The organism is Streptomyces sp. NRRL F-6676 (assembly GCF_000725625.1).
Classification (GTDB): domain Bacteria; phylum Actinomycetota; class Actinomycetes; order Streptomycetales; family Streptomycetaceae; genus Streptomyces.
This window is the reverse complement of record NZ_JOHS01000014.1, coordinates 187,261-204,227: the sequence shown is the minus strand read 5'-3', so window position 1 is coordinate 204,227 and position 16,967 is coordinate 187,261. Positions and strand designations below refer to the sequence as shown.

Here is a 16,967-nt window from a genome sequence, read left to right as displayed (position 1 = left end):
CTCCCCGCCCCCACCGACGGCTCCACACCCTCCTCCGCCGCCGCCGGCACGACCTCACCAAGCCGCCGCCGAGGCGGCTCCCCCGGCACCACCCCCTCAGGCAACCGCGCCCCCACTCCCTCCAGCGCGGAGACGAACCCCCGCACCCGCGCCCTTCCATCCACGGAGGAATCCGTCCGCGCAAGCGCCAACAGCGCCCCCGCGCCCTCTCCCTCCTCCGCCCCCATCCCCAACTGCTCCCCCAGCGTCCGCATCGCCTCGTCCTCCCCCACCGCCGTCCCATTGGCCAGCCACACATATCCCACAGGCCGCCGAAACCCGGACGCCAGCACACACCCACACCGGTCCGCGTCCCACCACACCGCGAGCACCGGCCAGGACACCCCCACGGCCAGCGCGAACGCCCACCCCGTGGCGACCCGCTCGACGGTCTCCCCACCCCGCCACGGCTCCCCCTCCGGCACCAGCACCGTCCACCCGTCCCCCGCCTCCGCGAGCCCCACCCGCTCGCGCAGCACCGGCACCACGGGCGCGACGGCATCGGGCCGCGCCCGGCAGAGCAGCAACACACCACCGGCCGCACCGCGCGCGGCACCCGCATCCGTCGACATGCCCTCACGGTAGGCAGATTCGCCCGATTTATCCCTGCCTGTTCACCCGCACGGGTGTCTTGACTTCGCGACCACACGATATATCGTGTGTATCGAGGACGCGATATGACGTGGCGCCATGTAACGCTCGGCCCACCGTCCGTCCCCGCCGCACGCATCCGCCCGCCGCCCCACCGGAGCCGGCCAACGCCGAGGAGGTCACCACCATGTCCGAGTGGTCCGTCGCAGAGCCGGGAAAGCTCACCTTCGACGACCCCGTGACGTCCCTGCACGTCCGCATCGTCAACGGCACGGTGAACGTCATGGGCACGGAGGACTCCACCGCCCGGCTCGAGGTCTCCGGCATAGAGGGCCCCCCGCTCACGGTGACGCACCAGCACGGCACCCTCACCGTCGCGTACGACGACCTCCCCTGGCGCGGCTTCCTGAAGTGGCTCGACCGCAAGGGCTGGCGCCGCTCCGCCGAGGTCACCCTCGCGGTACCGGCCGGCACCCGCGTGGAGGTCGGCGTGATCGGTGCCCACGCGATGGTCTCGGGCATCGAACAGACCACGGAGGTCAAGGGCATCACGGGCGACGCGACACTCGTGGGCATCTCCGGCCCCCTGCGGGCGACGACCGTGTCGGGGAACGTGGAGACGCAGGCGGTCACCGGCGAACAGCGGCTCAACTCGGTCTCCGGCGATCTCACCGTCGTCGAGGGCGCCTCACCCTTCGTCAAGGCGGACTCGGTGAGCGGCGCGATCATCCTCGACCTGGACCCGGCCGGTGGCCCCACGGACGCCCGGCTGACCAACGTCTCGGGCGAGATCGCCGTACGTCTCGCCCACCCGGCCGACGCGGAGGTGGAGGCGAACACGGCGGGCGGCGCGGTCTCCAACGCGTTCGACGACCTCCGGGTGACCGGCCAGTGGGGCACGAAGAGGATCACGGGCCGGCTCGGCGGCGGCACCGGCCGGCTCAAGGCGACCACCGTCTCCGGTTCCATCGCCCTCCTGCGCCGCCCGAGCGACGACGAGCCGTGGGACACCCCACCCCCCGGCCCCGCCGACGACCGCACTCCCCCTCCGGACGACCCCACCCCCGACGGCCCCACCCCGAACGACAAGGCTGCGGACGACACGGCTGCGGACGGCACGACCGCGCACGGCACGACCGCGGACGGCACGACCGACAAGAAGGTGCTCTGACATGGCCCCCGTCTTCGCCCACGGCCGGCTGCGGCTGTATCTCCTCAAGCTGCTGGACGAGGCGCCTCGCCACGGCTACGAGGTGATCCGGCTGCTGGAGGAGCGCTTCCAGGGGCTCTACGCCCCCTCGGCCGGCACCGTCTACCCCCGCCTCGCCAAGCTGGAGGCCGAGGGGCTGGTCACCCACACCACCGAGGGCGGCCGCAAGGTGTACTCGATCACCGACGCGGGCCGTGCGGAACTGGCCGGGCGCAGCGGCGAGCTGGCCGACCTCGAACTGGAGATCCGGGAGTCGGTGGCGGAGCTGGCCGCCGAGATCCGCGCGGACGTCCGGGGCGCCGCGGGCGATCTGCGCCGGGAGATGCAGGCGGCGGTCAGCCAGGCCCGGGGCGCCCGCAAGAAGCAGGAGGCACCCTGGGAGTCGCGCGACGGGGTCGAGGACCGGGAGTCGTGGCGGGCCGCGAAGGAGGAGATGCGGCGCGTCAAGCAGGAGTGGAAGGAGCAGGCCAGGCGCGCGAAGGACGAGAGCCGCCGGGCCCGCGAGGAGGCCCAGCGGGCCCGCCGCCAGGCCAAGGAGGCCCAGGAGCACGCCCGCGCCCAGGCGCAGGAGGAGATGCAGCGGATCGCCAAGCGCGTCCAGGAGCACGCCCAGGAACACTTCGAGCGCGGCGACTGGCCCACCGGCGTCCGCGAGGGCCTGACCGAACTGGCCAAGGAGTTCGGCGAGTTCGGGAAGGTCTTCGGCAAGGAGTTCGGGAAGGACCTCGGCAAGGACTTCGGTTTCGGGCGCCCGGAGCAGGGGGCCGCGTCCCCGTCCCGCCCCGGCGGGCCCGAGCCGGAGTACACGGTCACCCCGGAGGAGTTCCCCGCCGCCTACGAACCGTCCTGGGCCCACGAGTCCCCCACGGGAGAGCCGGTCCGCGACCTCGACCGGCTCCTGGACCGCTTCCGTGACGACATCCGCGACGCGGCCCGGGACCACGGCGTCACCGAGGACCAACTCCGCGACGCCCGCCGCCATCTGTCCACGGCGGCGGCCCACATCGGCGCGATACTCCGGACACCGAAGGCGTAGCCGGCGGGGCCGACGCGGGCCGGACCGGGCCGGACCGGGCGGAGCCGGAGCGGGCCGGGCCGGGCGGAGCCGGAGCGGGCCGGGCCGGAGCGGGCCGGACGGGGCCGGAGCGGGCCGACGCGGGTGGCGTCGGCCGGCCGAGGATCAGCTCGCGCGGGCCTGGCCGGGGTCGGGGCCGTAGAGGACCCGGGTCAGGGATGCGTGGGTGACGCCGTGGTCGGCCAGCACCTCGGAGGGGATTCCGGGGCGGGCGGTCAGGGCGAGCAGCAGATGCTGGTCCCCGATGCACCGGTCGTGGCGGGCGACGGCGGCGCGCAGGGCACCCGTCAGCACCTCCTTGGCCTCTCGGGTGAAGGGCCGGTGTCCGGACCGGCGTCGGCCGGTGTCCTTGCCGGCCGACGCGAGGGCGCCGGGGCCGTGGGTCTCCTCGACCCGGGAGACGATCTCGGTGAGGTCGATGCCGAGGCCGTCGAGGGCGGCCGCGTCGGCCCGGGTGAGACCGCCCCTGCGGCGACACTCGGCCAGGTCGCGCACGACCGCCTCGCGCCGGCCGGGCAGTCCGAGCGCGGCCAGCGCGAAGGAGCCGCGGCTGCCCTCGCGGTCGAGGAGGGCGAGCAGGAGATGCGTCTCGTCGACGTGCCGTTCCCCGGACCGGGCGCAGTGCTCGACCGCCCCGGTGACCACGGCCCGGGCGTCCTCGGTGAACCGTTCGAACATCATCGCCTCCCGTGTTTCTTGTGCACGGCCTGCCTGCTGACGCCGAGTTCCGCGGCGATTTCCTGCCACGACCAGCCCTGGTTGCGCGCACTGCGTACCTGGACCGCCTCCAGCTGTTCGAGGAGGGTCCGCAGCGCGGCGACCGCCCGCAGTCCGACCCGCGGGTCACGGTCGCCGGCGCGCTCGGCGAGATCCGTCGCATCCGTCATGATGTCAACATAGGTTGACAACGGAAGGATGTCAACCATGGTTGACAGAGGCGAGTGGACGGACGGGGAGGTGTCAGCCGTTGGTCAGCACGAGCTTGCCGAACTGGTCGCCGGCCTCCATGCGGGCAAAGGCGTCACGCGCGCGGTCCAGCGGAAGGACCTCGTCGATGACGGGCCGGACCCCGGTGGCGGCGCAGAAGGAGAGCAGGTCCTCCAGCTCGTCCTTGCTGCCCATGGTCGAGCCGACGACCTTGAGTTCGAGGAAGAAGATGCGGGTGAGTTCGGCGTGGGAGGGCCGGTCGCCGCTGGTGGCGCCGGAGATGACGACGGTTCCGCCGGGGCGCAGGGACTTCACGGAGTGGGACCAGGTCGCGGCGCCCACGGTCTCGAGGACGGCGTCGACGCGCTGCGGCAGCCGGGCCCCGGTCTCCAGCGCCTCCACGGCGCCGAGTTCCACGGCCCGCTCGCGCTTGGCCTCGTCCCGGCTGGTGGCGAAGACCCGCAGTCCCGCAGCCTTGCCGAGCACGATCGCGGCGGTCGCGACACCGCCGCCGGCGCCCTGCACGAGAACGGAGTCGCCGGGGCGTACGCCCGCGTTGGTGAAGAGCATGCGGTAGGCGGTCAGCCATGCGGTGGGCAGGCAGGCGGCCTCCGCGAAGGAGAGTTCCTTCGGCTTGGGGAGGAGGTTCCAGGTGGGGACGGAGACCTGTTCGGCGAAGGTGCCCTGGTAGCGCTCGGTGAGGATGGAGCGGGGTTCGTCGGGGCCGACGCCGTGACCGCTCTGGCCGATGACGGAGTGGACGACGACCTCGTTGCCGTCCTCGTCGACACCGGCGGCGTCACAGCCGAGGATCATCGGGAGCGCGCCCTCGGGGAGACCGACACCCTTGAGGGACCAGAGGTCGTGGTGGTTCAGGGAGGCGGCCCTGACGTTCACGGTCGTCCAGCCGGGCCGGCGCTCGGGGGCCGGACGCTCCCCCAACTCAAGTCCCGACAACGGCTGGTCACGGTCGATTCGAGCAGCATAGGCAGCGAACATGCCCCCGACGATAGGCTCCGCCACCAGCCGGCAGAACCAACACGGCGTGTGACACGCGTCCCGTGGGACGCGCGAAGCGCGCGCCCCGCGGCGCTGCCGACCAGCCCCCTGCGCACCAGTCGCGCGTGCGCGTGGCGGGGGGCTGGTCGCGCGGTGACCCACACCCCTTACGGGGGCGCGTCAGCGCCGGGCAACCCCTTCCGCCCGCGCCGCCGCGGCCACCGCCGCCGTCACCGCCGGAGCCACCCGCTCGTCGAACGGCGAGGGAATCACGTAGTCCGCCGCGAGGTCGTCCCCGACGACCGCCGCGAGCGCCTCCGCCGCCGCGATCTTCATCCCCTCCGTGATCCGCGAGGCCCGCACCTGGAGCGCCCCCGCGAAGATCCCGGGAAAGGCGAGCACGTTGTTGATCTGGTTGGGGAAGTCGGACCGCCCCGTGGCGACGACGGCCGCGTACTTGTGCGCGACCTCCGGGTGCACCTCGGGGTTCGGGTTGGCCATCGCGAACACGAACGCGCCGTCCGCCATCGAGGCCACCGCCGGCTCCGGCACAGTACCGCCGGAGACGCCGATGAAGACGTCGGCACCGGCGAGGGCGGACTCCAGCGAGCCGGACAGCCCGGCCTTGTTGGTGAGCGCGGCCAGCTCCCGCTTGACCGGCGTCAGGTCCTCGCGGTCGCGCGAGACGACGCCCTTGCGGTCGGCCACGGCGACATCGCCGATGCCGGCCTCGACGAGCATCTTGGCGATGGCGACCCCGGCCGCCCCCGCCCCGGAGATCACCGCACGCAGCTGCCCCAGCGTGCGCCCGGTCAGCCGGGCGGCGTTGCGCAGCGCGGCCAGCGTCACGACCGCCGTGCCGTGCTGGTCGTCGTGGAAGACGGGGATGTCGAGGCGCTCCTGGAGCCGGCGCTCGATCTCGAAGCACCGGGGCGCGGAGATGTCCTCCAGGTTGATGCCGCCGAAGGAGGGCGCGAGCCGGGCGACGGTCTCGACGATCTCGTCCACTCCGGTGCAGTCGAGCGCGATCGGCACCGCGTCGACGCCGCCGAACTGCTTGAACAGGATCGCCTTGCCCTCCATCACCGGGAGGGACGCCTCCGGACCGATGTCCCCGAGACCGAGGACGGCCGTGCCGTCGGTGACGACGGCGACGACGGAGGACTTCCAGGTGTAGTCATGGACGAGTTCCGGCTGTTCCGCGATGGCGCTGCACACCTTCGCGACGCCGGGCGTGTAGGCGAGGGACAGGTCGTCCCTGTCGCGGACCGGAACGGTGGCCTGGACGGCCATCTTGCCGCCGCGGTGCAGCGCGAACGCCGGGTCGAAGGCGTCGAAGGAATCGAGGGGCTCCGCCCCGCCGTCCTGCGCCGCACCGCTGTCGCTGCGAGGGTTGACGATCTCGGCTGCCACTTCTTGATACCCCTTAGGTCTTCTTGGATTGAGGGTGACCACTCCTGGTGAGGGGTGGGCGGGCACCGCGTGAGGCCCCGATGAGTGATACGCGCGGGCACACACGCGACGGGCGCGCCGCACACGCGCCCTGAGCCCCGGATGAGGGGTGTAAAGAACCTTCTTACCGGACGCAGGCCGTCGGCGACGAGTCCGGACGAGCCCGTACGGCCAAGATCACATGCAAGCAAAGATCACATGCTGATGACGGAACCGATCCGCACACATCACAACAAGTCTTTTCAAAGTGTGGGTAAACGCTCAACTTGGCGTGAAAGCGATGTAACGAACAGCCACATCCTGAGATGGACAGAAGATCTTCCGGCCGGAACGGAGGATTCCCGCAGATGGTCCGGTCGCGATGTCCGGGCTCGCACGGTTCGGGGGTCACCCGTTATCCGATTTTGACATGGCGAGTCACCTGACTGGCGAAGTCCGAATGGCAAGATGCCGTCATCACACGAGGTCGCGACACCCGAAGGTGTGTGTTCTCGTCGACCCATCGGCAGCTCCATCCACCCCGCCGGAGGAACCCACCATGACCGCAGGCACCACCCGTCGTACGACCGCCGCGCGCTCCCGGACAGCCGCGGTCGGCGCCCTCGCGGTCGCGGGCACCCTGCTGCTTGCCGGCTGCGGTGACCAGACCGACAAGGGCAGCGACAGCGGCTCCGACTCGAGCTCCTCGTCGTCCTCGGCCCCGCTCGCCGACAAGCTCCCCTCCGACATACGCAAGGCGGGGGTCATCAAGGTCGGCTCGGACATCGCCTACCCGCCGGTCGAGTTCATGAAGGACGGCAAGGCCACCGGCATCGACCCGGACATCGCCGATGCCCTCGGCAAGCAGCTGGGCGTGAAGTTCCAGTTCCAGAACGGCAAGTTCGACCAGCTCATCGTGGGTCTCCAGGCCGGCCGCACCCAGGTGATCATGTCGGCGATGAACGACACCAAGGACCGCCAGAACGGCATCGACTCGGACAACGGCAAGAAGGCCGGCGACGGCATCGACTTCGTCGACTACTTCACCGCGGGCACCTCGATCCTCGTCCAGAAGGGCAACCCCAAGGGCATCAAGACCCTGGACGACCTGTGCGGCAGGGTCGTCGCCCTGCAACGCGGCACCACCTCCGAGGGCGTCGCCAAGGCGCAGAACAAGAAGTGCAAGGCGGACGGCAAGAAGGTCATCTCGCTCCAGACCTTCGACACCGACCCCGAGGCGCTGCTCCGCCTGAAGCAGGGCGCCTCCGTCGCCGACCTCAACGACTTCCCGGTCGCGGCCTACAACGCCAAGACCTCCGGCGGCGGCAAGGACTTCGAGGTCATCGGCGACCAGATCGAGGCGGGCCCGTACGGCATCGGCGTCAGCAAGAAGAACACCCAGCTGCGGGACGCGCTCCAGGCGGCCGTGGACGCCATCATCAAGAACGGCGAGTACAAGAAGATCCTCGAGAAGTGGAACGTCACGGACGGCGGCGTCACCGAGGCCAAGATCAACGGTGGCTCCTGAGCCTCGGCGCGGAAACGACGAGAGCGAAGGGCAGTCACCCGTGACCGACATTGTCGACAAGGTTCCGGCGCCGGTGCCGCCGGAACAGATCAAGGCCATCCCGGTGCGCCACTACGGCCGCTGGGTGGCCGGCGCCGCCGTCATCGCCGTCCTGGTGCTGATCGGTATCGCGTTCTCCAACGCGGAGATCCACTACGACGTCATCCCGGACTACCTGACCGACGGCACCATCCTGTCGGGCGTCTGGCACACGCTGTACATCTCGGTGCTGGCCATGCTCCTCGGCCTGGTGCTCGGCGTGATCCTCGCCGTGATGCGGATGTCGTCGAACCCGGTCACCAGCACGGTGTCGTGGTTCTACATCTGGTTCTTCCGCGGCACTCCGGTGCTGGTCCAGCTGCTCCTCTGGTACAACATCTCGCTCATCTTCCCCATCCTGAACCTGGGGTTCTACAAGGACGAGATGAACCAGGTGATGACGCCGTTCCTGGCGGCGCTGCTTGGCCTGGGTCTCAATGAGGCCGCGTACATGTCGGAGATCGTCCGGGCCGGCATCCAGTCGGTCGACATGGGCCAGACCGAGGCGTCGCACGCGCTGGGCATGACGCAGGCCAGGACGCTGCGGCGGGTGGTGCTGCCGCAGGCGATGCGGGTGATCGTGCCGCCGACCGGCAACGAGTTCATCAACATGCTGAAGACCTCCTCGCTGGCGTACGCGGTGCAGTTCAACGAGGTGATCAAGCGCTCCACGGACATCTCCAGCACCTCGCTCGCGGTGGTCGAGATGTACTTCGTGGCCTCGATCTGGTACCTGATCCTCACCAGCGTCTTCAGCGTCGGCCAGTACTACCTGGAGCGGCGTTACGCCCGCGGCTCGACGCGCAGCCTGCCGCCGACCCCGCTGCAACGTCTGCGGCGCAACCTCCGTCAGTTCGGTTCGTTCCGCCGTCCGGAGGTGGCCCGATGACCAGTCTGAGCAAGGACATCGCCCCCAGTGGCAGCGGCGGTCCGATGGTCCGGGCCGAGGGCGTGCACAAGTCCTTCGGGCTCGCGCACATCCTCAAGGGCATCGACCTGGAGGTGAACCCGCGCGAGGTGTTCTGCCTGATCGGCCCGTCCGGCTCCGGCAAGTCCACCTTCCTGCGGTGCATCAACCACCTGGAGAAGATCAGCGCCGGCCGGCTCTACGTCGACGGCGACCTGGTCGGCTACCGGCAGAAGGGCGACAAGCTCTACGAGCTGAAGGAGTCGGAGGTCGCCGCGCAGCGGCGGGACATCGGCATGGTGTTCCAGCGCTTCAACCTCTTCCCGCACATGACGGCGCTGGAGAACGTCATGGAGGCGCCGATCCAGGTCAAGCGCGAGACCAAGGCCGTGGCCCGCGAGCGCGCCCAGCGGCTCCTGGACCGGGTCGGCCTCGGCGACCGCACCGGCCACTACCCGGCCCAGCTCTCCGGCGGCCAGCAGCAGCGCGTCGCCATCGCCCGCGCGCTGGCGATGCAGCCGAAGCTGATGCTGTTCGACGAGCCGACCTCGGCGCTCGACCCGGAGCTGGTCGGCGAGGTGCTCGACGTGATGCGGGACCTCGCGGAGGACGGGATGACGATGATCGTCGTCACCCACGAGATGGGCTTCGCCCGTGAGGTCGGCGACTCGCTGGTCTTCATGGACGACGGTGTGGTGGTCGAGTCCGGCCACCCGCGCCAGGTCCTGACCGACCCGCAGCACGAGCGCACGAAGTCGTTCCTGTCGAAGGTGCTCTGACGCGGACGTAAGCGGAAGCGGTCCCCCCGGGCGGGGATCCACGGCGAGGGGCGGTACGGGAGATCCGTACCGCCCCTCGCCGTGTCCCCCTAGCCCCTCGCCGTGTCCCCCTGCTTGAGGGCGAGCAGCAGCGTGTCCGACGGGGAGCACCACACCGGGCGGGCCTCGGCGAACCCCTTCTCGCGCAGCACGCGCGCGTGCCACCGCGCGGAGGGCTCGTCGCCGTCGGCGTGCTCGCCGTAGATCTCGAAGCGGCGGGCGGTGGGTCCGGCGAGCGCCGGGTCCTCGGCGGCCCGCCGCCACCAGTCGGCCCAGTCGACGGCGCCGGCCCGCCGCGCCTCGTCCATACGGGCGTGGCGCAGGGCGCGCTCGGCCGCGTTGATCCGGGGCGTGGTCTCGTCGATCATGTGGTCGGCGTTCATGAAGACACCGCCGTCGCGGACCAGCCCGGCGAGCCGTCCGTAGAGGTCCGCGAGGGGGTCCTTGTGCAGCCAGTGCAGGGCGGTGGCGGTCAGGACGGCGTCGTAGGAGTCGTACGGGAGCAGGTCCGGCCAGCCGGGGTCCTTCAGGTCGGCCTCGACGAAGGTCACCCGTCCGTCGCCCTCGAAGGTGCCGCGGGCGATGGTGAGCAGCGCGGGGTCGAGGTCGACGCCGGTGCTGGTGGCGTCGGGGAAGCGGGCGAGGAGCCGGGCGGTGATGGTGCCGGTGCCGCAGGCGAGGTCGAGGACGCGGGGGGCGGGGCCGGTCAGGGCCTCCACCATGTCCAGCATGATCCGGAAGCGATCCTCCCGGTCCGGCATGTACCACTCCTGCTGCCGGTCCCAGCTCTCCTGCCAGGCCTCCCAGCCGGTCGCCGCCGTGGTGTCCGCCGAGGCCGCGTCTCCCGTTGCCGTGTCGAGCGTCGTCATGATCCTCCGTGTCCTCCGTCCGCTCCCGCCGCCTCGCGCGCCCCGCCGGGATCCCCCGGAAGTAATACCCTGGACGCACGATCGGCTGTTACCCAACCGTACGCACGACGATAGAGCGCGCTCGTAAGGACTACAAGTGGAACTGGCCTATTACTCGGACTATGCCGTCCGGCTCGTCAACAGCGAGGAACCGGCCCGGGGCAAGGACTCGCTCACCTCGGTGGACGCCGTCCGTGCCCTGTTCGGGGCCAACCAGTCGGCGGCCCGCCGCACCACCGACGCCGACGTCACCCGGTTCCGCTCGGTCCGCGCCCGCCTCCGCGCGGTGTTCGAGGCGGCGAACGACGGGGACGAGACGCTCGCTGTCGACCTGCTCAACTCGCTGCTCCTCGAGTTCCCGGTCAGCCCGCAGATCTCCGGACACGACCACCGCGACGACGACGGCCGCCCGCTGTGGCACATGCACCTGGCCGACCACCCGTCGAACGCGACCGCCGGCTACGCCGCGATCGCCGCGATGGGGCTGGCGTTCCATCTGACCGAGCACGGCGTGGACCGCCTCGGCCTGTGCGAGGCAGGCCCGTGCCGCAACGCCTACCTGGACACCTCGACCAACCGCTCCCGCCGCTACTGCTCCGACCGCTGCGCCACCCGGGCGAACGTGGCCGCCTACCGGGCGCGCAAGCGTTTGGAGGCCGACCGGTCGGCCAGTACCGGCCGCACGGCCGAGAACGCCCAGCGCGCGAGCGCCAGCGGGGAGCGCCCCGCGGGCAGCGGACGGTAGCGCAGCCGCACCCTGGCGAGCACGAGCTCCTGCGGCACGACCCCGTAGTCGGTGCTGTCCCCACCGGCGTAGGGGTTGTCGCCGAGCACCCACCAGCCGCCCTCGCGCCGCTCGACGGCACGCTTGACGACCAGCAGATCCTGCTGGAACGGATGGCGCAGGACCACGACGTCCCCGGGGCGGACCCTGGCCCCGTACTGGACGACGAGCCGGTCGCCGTGGTGCAGCGTGGGCACCATCGACGGCCCCGACACCTCGGCCGCCCCGAACGGCAGTACGGCTCTGGTGCGCTCGGTCTCCTGCGACAGTTCCGGCATCACGGCCACCTCCCCGGTCTATGGTCCACCAGTCCCAGTCTGGCCCCGGACTTTTGTCGTAAGCCCATGGGGGCACTCGCGAAAACCGGTCCCCCACGGAGTAATCTCCCACGTGAGAAGACGATCACGAGGAAGGACAGCTCAATGCTCTCCCGCCTGTTTGCCCCCAAGGTCACCGTCAGCGCCCACTGCGACCTTCCCTGCGGTGTCTACGACCCCGCCCAGGCCCGGATCGAGGCGGAGTCGGTCAAGGCCGTGCAGGAGAAGATGGCCGGCAACGACGACCCGCACTACCAGACGCGTGCCACCATCATCAAGGAGCAGCGCGCCGAGCTGGCCAAGCACCACGTCTCGGTGCTGTGGAGCGACTACTTCAAGGCTCCGCACTTCGAGAAGTACCCGGAGCTGCACCAGCTCGTCAACGACACCCTGAAGGCCCTCTCGGCCGCCAAGGCCTCCACGGACCCGGCCACCGGCCAGAAGGCCCTGGACTACATCGCCCAGATCGACAAGATCTTCTGGGAGACCAAGAAGGCCTGACCTTCCACAGCCAGGCCTGACCGCACCCGCCCCCGCGCCCGCCACCTCCGGCGGCCGAGGGGGCGGGTGCGGTTTTCGTGCGTCTGTTCCCGCCCGGGCCGGGGCGGGGGCCGTTCCCCGGCCTCTCCCCGGTGGGCCGGGTGCGTGCGATGCTGGCGGCGTGGACCTCGACGAACTGGTGCGGCTGCGGCGGGCGCGGGACCGGATGGACCGGGAGTACGCCGAGCCGTTGGACATGGCGGAGCTGGCCCGGACCGCGCTGATGTCCGCCGGGCACTTCCAGCGCCGGTTCCGCGCCGCCTACGGGGAGACCCCCTACGGCTACCTCATGACCCGCCGCGTCGAGCGCGCCAAGGCCCTGCTGCGGCGGGGCGATCTGACGGTGACCGAGGTGTGCCTCGCGGTCGGCTGCACCTCGCTCGGGTCGTTCAGCTCCCGGTTCACCCAGCTCGTGGGAGAGACGCCGAGCGCCTACCGGGCCCGCCCGCACGAGGAGAGCGCGGCGATCCCGCCGTGCGTGGCGAAGAACCTGACCCGTCCGCTGCGCGTCGGGGCGCCGCCGCGGTTCGCCGAGCCGTCCTGACCGGGCGGTTCCGGCTGCCCCCGGGCGGCCGCAGCGCATAGCGTGAGCGCATGGATGTCAGACTCTCGCAGTGCTTCATCGCCGTCGACGACCACGACAAGGCACTCGCCTTCTACCGCGACGTCCTCGGCCTGGAGGTCCGCAACGACGTCGGGTTCGAGGGCATGCGCTGGGTGACCGTCGGCTCGCCGGTCCAGCCCGGGGTGGAGATCGTGCTCGAACCGCCGGCCGCCAACCCGGACGCCTCCCCCGCCGACCGCCAGGCCATGGCCGAACTGCTCGCCAAGGGGCTGCTGCGCGGCGTCATCTTCGCCACCGACGACTGCGACGCCCTCTTCGCCCGCGTCGAGGCATCCGGCGCCGAGGTGCTCCAGGAGCCCATGGACCAGCCGTACGGGGTGCGCGACTGCGCCTTCCGCGACCCGGCCGGCAACATGCTGCGCTTCAACCAGCCCCGCGGCGGCGCCTGAGGGCGGATCAGCCGAGCGGCTCGCGCCACATCGGCCACATGCGCGGGCCGTCGGGCAGGTCGAGGGTGCGGCCGGTGGCGGCGAAGCCCAGCCGCTCGTACAGCCCGATGCTGCGCGGGCTGCTCGCCTCCAGATAGGCGGGCAGGCCCTCGCTGTCGCAGCGGTCCAGAGCCTGCCGGATCAGGGCCGTGCCCAGGCCCCGGCCCTGGTGTCCGGGCCGCACGCCGACCATCCAGAGATACGCGTGGGCCCGGCCCGCCGGGTGCGCCTCGGCCATCAGCCGGGCGATCAGCTCGACACGCTCGTTGTCCGGGTCGGCCTCCTCGCGCAGCCGCACCGCCTCGTCCGCCGCCGCGTCGACCGCGTCGGCGGGCTCGGCCGCCGGTACGGGCAGCCACAGCGCGCACCCCGTGCCGTCCTCGACGAGGTCGATGCGGCCCTCGGCGAGCACGATGTCGGTGAAGGCGGCCATCAGCCGGTGGTGCGTGGCACGGCGGTGGTCCTCCCCGGGGAAGACCCAGCTACTGACCGGATCGTCCTGGAACGCCTCGTCCAGCAGCCGGACGACCAGCCCGCGGTCCCCCTCCTCCGCCCTACGGATCGCCACACCCATCGTCCCGCCCCTTCGCCGTCAACAGCCCCCGTGCGTACGGGCGTTGACCCTATCGGCACGGGGTGCCGAGCCGAAGCGGCCGGGGCTGTCCGCGGGCGTACGGGGTCAGGAACCGTACGCCCGCGGGGCCTTCTCACTCCCCCGTTCCCCGGGCCGCCCTCCCCTCGGGCCTGCCCGTTCCTCCCTGGGCCCGCCCGTTCCCCGCGGGCTGCCCGGGTTCCTCGTCAGGCTCTGCGGCGGGTCACGAATTCGGCCAGGGCCAGGAGGCCGCCCGCCGACTCCGGGTCCGGGACCGCGCGGGACAGTTCGTCCACCGCCCGGGCCATCCGGTCGGCGGCCTCGGCCTGCGCCCAGTCGCGGCCGCCCGCGTGTTCGACGGCCAGCACCGTGCGTTCCAGGTCCCCCTCCTGGAACGGGGCCGCGTACAGCTCGGCCAGTTCGGCCGCCGCCGGGGTGCCGGAGGCGAGCGCCGAGACGACCGGCAGGGACTTCTTGCGGGCGATCAGATCCGCCCCGGCCGGCTTGCCGGTGCGACTCGGGTCTCCCCAGATGCCGATGACGTCGTCGATGAGCTGGAAAGCCAGACCGGCCTGCCGGCCGAAGGCGTCGAGCGCCTCCACCTCCTCGTGCGGCGCCCCCGCGTACAGCGCGCCCATCGCGCAGGCGCAGCCCAGCAGTGCCCCCGTCTTGGCCTCGGCCATCGCGAGCACCTCCTCGAGGGTGACGTCCTCGGGGCGGCGTTTCTCCAGTGCCGTGTCCGCGTGCTGCCCGGCGCACAGTTCGACGACGCAGGTGGCGAGCCGGGCGGCGGCGGCCGCGGAGGCCGGGTGCGGGTCCTCGGCGAGCAGCCGCTGGGCGAGCGCCTGCAACGCGTCCCCGGCGAGGATCGCGTCGGAGTCGCCGAACACGGTCCATGCGGTGGGGCGGTGCCGGCGGGTGGTGTCCCGGTCCATCACGTCGTCGTGGAGCAGGGTGAAGTTGTGCACCAGCTCCACGGCGGCCGCGGCCCGGACCGCCGCCTGCCGGTGGCCGCCGAGTGTGGCCGCCGCGGTCAGCACCAGCGCGGGCCGTATGGCCTTGCCCGCGTTGCCCGCGGCCGGGCTGCCGTCCGCGTGCTGCCAGCCGAAGTGGTAGAGCCCGATCCTGCGCATGGACTGCGGCAGCGACTCCACCGCCCGCCGCAGCTCAGGGTCGACCACGGCCCGGGTGCGCTCCAGGATCGCCGCGGCCTCCTGGCCGTCGGCCGGTCCTGGGCGGGCGGCCGGTCTCGCCCGGGGGGCGGGAGTGCTCCGGCCGGTGGCCTCCACCGATGCCGCCGGGGCCGGCAGGTCCGCCGGTTCCGCGGGTCCTGCCGGGTGCCTTCTGGTGTCCGTCATGAACTCACCCATGGGGTGCCTCCCCCTCGCCGGGGCCGGGCCGCCCGGAGGGTCTCCCCTCGGACGGCCCGGCGGACGGTGACGCCCGCAGCGGTGCCGGGCGCGTACCCCCGGGGTGTACCCGCCGCTTCGGGCGGGAACACTGCGTGCCGCGGCGCCGAGGTCACTGCCAGCGGCCGATCTCGACGTTCTCCAGGATGCCGAGCGCGTCCGGCACCATGACGGCCGCCGAGTAGTAGGCCGTCACCAGGTACTTGATGATGGCCTGTTCGTTGATGCCCATGAAGCGCACCGACAGGCTGGGCTCGATCTCGTCCGGGATGCCCGACTGCCGCAGCCCGATGACGCCCTGTTCCTCCTCTCCGGTACGCATGCAGATGATCGAGGTCGTCCGGGTGTCGCTGACCGGAATCTTGTTGCACGGGAAGATGGGCACCCCCCGCCAGGTGGGGATGCGGTTGCCCGCGACGTCGATGCTCTCGGGGACGAGTCCGCGCTTGTTGCACTCGCGGCCGAAGGCGGCGATGGCCTTGGGGTGGGCGAGGAACAGTTTGGATCCGCGCCGGCGGCTGAGGAGTTCGTCCATGTCGTCCGGGCTGGGCACGCCGGCGTGCGGCTGGAGCCGCTGGTCGTACTCGCAGTTGTGCAGCAGCCCGAAGTCCCGGTTGTTGACCAGCTCGTGTTCCTGGCGCTCCTTCAGCGCCTCGACCGTCAGCCGGAGCTGCTGCTCGGTCTGGTTCATGGGCTGGTTGTAGAGGTCGGCCACGCGCGTGTGGATGCGCAGCACCGTCTGGGCGATGCTCAGTTCGTACTCGCGCGGGGCGGCCTCGTAGTCGACGAACGTGTGCGGGATGTCCGCCTCGCCGGAGTGGCCGGAGGAGAGGTCGACCTCCTTCTCGCCGTACTTGTTGGTGCGCTGCGCGGGGATCGACCGGCGGTTGCTCAGGTGTTCGCGCAGCGAGTCGGAGCGTTCCGCGAGCTGTTCGACGTCCCGGCGCGGGAGCGTGAGCACGGTGCACGCGGTGGCCGCGCGGGCGGTGTACTCCCAGATCGCCTCCGGGTCCAGGAGCGCCTGGTCGCCGAAGTACGCGCCGTCGGCGAGGACTCCGAGCACCACGTCGCCCCCGTAGGGGCCGCTGCCGATCTTCTCGACCTTGCCGTGGGCGATGAGGAACACCTCGTCGACCTGGCTGCCGAAGGAGGCGATGATCTGGCCCGCCTCGATCTCGCGCTGCCTGCAACGCTGGGCGAGTTCGCCGAGTACCTCCTCGTCGTCGTACGACCGCAGGGCCGGCAGTTCGCCGAGCTCCGCGGGAATGACACTGACCTGGTCACCCGTCTTCACGAAGGTGACACGGCCGTCTCCGACCGCATAGCTGAGCCGGCGGTTCACCCGGTACGTGCCGCCCTGGAGATCCACCCACGGCAGCATCCGCAGCAGCCAGCGCGAGCTGATCTCCTGCATCTGGGGCACGGACTTGGTGGTCGTGGCCAGGTTCCGCGCGGCGGATGTGCCGAGACTCTGCTGGGGACGGGTCTGCTCCGCGCGGACCTCTTCGCCTACCGACATGTACTTTCGCCCTCCCGATCATGCACTGAACTGCGGGGACAAGCCTTCCATCACGGACGGTCGCGGTGCTATTACACGAAAGAGGGGGAATGGATCATTGCGGGTGTGGGCACACTGGGGATCCGCTGCCGCCGTGGGCCCCCCGTCACTGGCCGAAACCCCTCGCACCGCCGTCCGAACGGTGGTTGAGGGCGACGGTCCCCGGTACAAGGTCCGTTGCCGGGCGGCACGGAAGGCGGCCG

At 71.5% G+C, this 16,967-nt stretch carries 19 protein-coding genes; 9 read left to right on the top strand and 10 right to left on the bottom strand.

Annotated elements, in window-relative coordinates:
• On the bottom strand, positions 1–611 hold a 611-nt coding region (locus IO29_RS12240), incomplete at its 3' end, for a hypothetical protein (RefSeq protein ID WP_159072900.1).
• A 206-nt stretch (positions 612–817) separates the two neighbouring features.
• Between IO29_RS12240 and IO29_RS12235 the strand changes: the two genes are divergently transcribed.
• Positions 818–1,801 (top strand): DUF4097 family beta strand repeat-containing protein, encoded by a 984-nt coding sequence (locus IO29_RS12235; RefSeq protein WP_030379411.1) that lies wholly within the window; start codon positions 818–820, stop codon positions 1,799–1,801.
• Between the two features lies 1 nt (position 1,802).
• Positions 1,803–2,876 carry a PadR family transcriptional regulator gene (locus tag IO29_RS12230; protein ID WP_030379410.1) on the top strand — a complete coding sequence of 358 codons (1,074 nt, stop codon included), beginning with the start codon at positions 1,803–1,805 and terminating at the stop codon, positions 2,874–2,876.
• Between the two features lie 144 nt (positions 2,877–3,020).
• Here IO29_RS12230 and IO29_RS12225 read toward each other — a convergent pair whose 3' ends face one another.
• From IO29_RS12225 to IO29_RS12210, 4 genes are all read right to left on the bottom strand, one after another.
• Positions 3,021–3,593, bottom strand: coding sequence for a Clp protease N-terminal domain-containing protein (locus tag IO29_RS12225; RefSeq protein WP_030379409.1), 573 nt, complete (start codon positions 3,591–3,593; stop codon positions 3,021–3,023).
• On the bottom strand, positions 3,593–3,802 hold the full coding sequence (locus tag IO29_RS12220; RefSeq protein WP_030379408.1) for a helix-turn-helix domain-containing protein: 210 nt from the start codon (positions 3,800–3,802) through the stop codon (positions 3,593–3,595). Before IO29_RS12220 ends, IO29_RS12225 begins: the two co-directional genes overlap by 1 nt.
• A gap of 73 nt (positions 3,803–3,875) precedes the next feature.
• Complete coding sequence (locus tag IO29_RS12215) at positions 3,876–4,841, bottom strand: zinc-binding dehydrogenase (RefSeq protein WP_030379407.1); 966 nt, start codon at positions 4,839–4,841, stop codon at positions 3,876–3,878.
• A gap of 180 nt (positions 4,842–5,021) precedes the next feature.
• Positions 5,022–6,254, bottom strand: a complete 1,233-nt coding sequence (locus tag IO29_RS12210) for an NAD(P)-dependent malic enzyme (protein WP_030379406.1) — start codon at positions 6,252–6,254, stop codon at positions 5,022–5,024.
• A 577-nt stretch (positions 6,255–6,831) separates the two neighbouring features.
• Here IO29_RS12210 and IO29_RS12205 point away from each other — a divergent pair.
• From IO29_RS12205 to IO29_RS12195, 3 genes are read left to right on the top strand one after another with little or no spacing between them, the layout of a single operon-like run.
• Positions 6,832–7,800, top strand: coding sequence for an ABC transporter substrate-binding protein (locus tag IO29_RS12205; RefSeq protein WP_030379405.1), 969 nt, complete (start codon positions 6,832–6,834; stop codon positions 7,798–7,800).
• 40 nt (positions 7,801–7,840) lie between these two features.
• Complete coding sequence (locus IO29_RS12200) at positions 7,841–8,767, top strand: amino acid ABC transporter permease (RefSeq protein WP_030379404.1); 927 nt, start codon at positions 7,841–7,843, stop codon at positions 8,765–8,767.
• Positions 8,764–9,564: an amino acid ABC transporter ATP-binding protein gene (locus tag IO29_RS12195; protein ID WP_030379403.1), complete on the top strand. Its 801-nt coding sequence runs from the start codon at positions 8,764–8,766 to the stop codon at positions 9,562–9,564. Before IO29_RS12200 ends, IO29_RS12195 begins: the two co-directional genes overlap by 4 nt.
• A gap of 89 nt (positions 9,565–9,653) precedes the next feature.
• On the opposite strand, the gene IO29_RS12190 is transcribed toward IO29_RS12195, so the two are convergent.
• Positions 9,654–10,472, bottom strand: coding sequence for a class I SAM-dependent methyltransferase (locus tag IO29_RS12190; RefSeq protein ID WP_030379402.1), 819 nt, complete (start codon positions 10,470–10,472; stop codon positions 9,654–9,656).
• 136 nt (positions 10,473–10,608) lie between these two features.
• On the opposite strand from IO29_RS12190, the gene IO29_RS12185 reads away from it, so the two are divergent.
• Positions 10,609–11,256, top strand: coding sequence for a CGNR zinc finger domain-containing protein (locus IO29_RS12185; protein WP_030379401.1), 648 nt, complete (start codon positions 10,609–10,611; stop codon positions 11,254–11,256).
• Here IO29_RS12185 and sodX read toward each other — a convergent pair.
• Entirely contained in the window at positions 11,142–11,573 is a 432-nt protein-coding gene (gene sodX / locus IO29_RS36530) for a nickel-type superoxide dismutase maturation protease (RefSeq protein ID WP_030379400.1), read from the bottom strand. The two genes, IO29_RS12185 and sodX, sit on opposite strands and share 115 nt — an antisense overlap.
• Positions 11,574–11,717: 144 nt before the next feature.
• On the opposite strand from sodX, the gene sodN reads away from it, so the two are divergent.
• The 3 genes from sodN (at position 11,718) to IO29_RS12170 (ending at position 13,166) form a co-directional block, all read left to right on the top strand.
• The gene (gene sodN / locus IO29_RS12180; protein WP_030379399.1) at positions 11,718–12,113 is read left to right on the top strand and encodes a superoxide dismutase, Ni; all 396 of its coding nucleotides are present in this window, start codon (positions 11,718–11,720) and stop codon (positions 12,111–12,113) included.
• Between the two features lie 160 nt (positions 12,114–12,273).
• Complete coding sequence (locus IO29_RS12175; RefSeq protein ID WP_030379398.1) at positions 12,274–12,696, top strand: helix-turn-helix transcriptional regulator; 423 nt, start codon at positions 12,274–12,276, stop codon at positions 12,694–12,696.
• A gap of 50 nt (positions 12,697–12,746) precedes the next feature.
• On the top strand, positions 12,747–13,166 hold the full coding sequence (locus tag IO29_RS12170; RefSeq protein WP_030379397.1) for a VOC family protein: 420 nt from the start codon (positions 12,747–12,749) through the stop codon (positions 13,164–13,166).
• A 7-nt stretch (positions 13,167–13,173) separates the two neighbouring features.
• Here the strand turns inward: IO29_RS12170 and IO29_RS12165 are convergent, their stop codons facing one another.
• From IO29_RS12165 to IO29_RS12155, 3 genes are all read right to left on the bottom strand, one after another.
• Complete coding sequence (locus IO29_RS12165; RefSeq protein WP_030379396.1) at positions 13,174–13,779, bottom strand: GNAT family N-acetyltransferase; 606 nt, start codon at positions 13,777–13,779, stop codon at positions 13,174–13,176.
• 224 nt (positions 13,780–14,003) lie between these two features.
• Positions 14,004–15,167, bottom strand: a complete 1,164-nt coding sequence (locus IO29_RS12160; protein WP_030379395.1) for a family 2 encapsulin nanocompartment cargo protein polyprenyl transferase — start codon at positions 15,165–15,167, stop codon at positions 14,004–14,006.
• A 151-nt stretch (positions 15,168–15,318) separates the two neighbouring features.
• On the bottom strand, positions 15,319–16,725 hold the full coding sequence (locus tag IO29_RS12155) for a family 2B encapsulin nanocompartment shell protein (RefSeq protein WP_030379394.1): 1,407 nt from the start codon (positions 16,723–16,725) through the stop codon (positions 15,319–15,321).
• Positions 16,726–16,967: the final 242 nt, after the last annotated feature.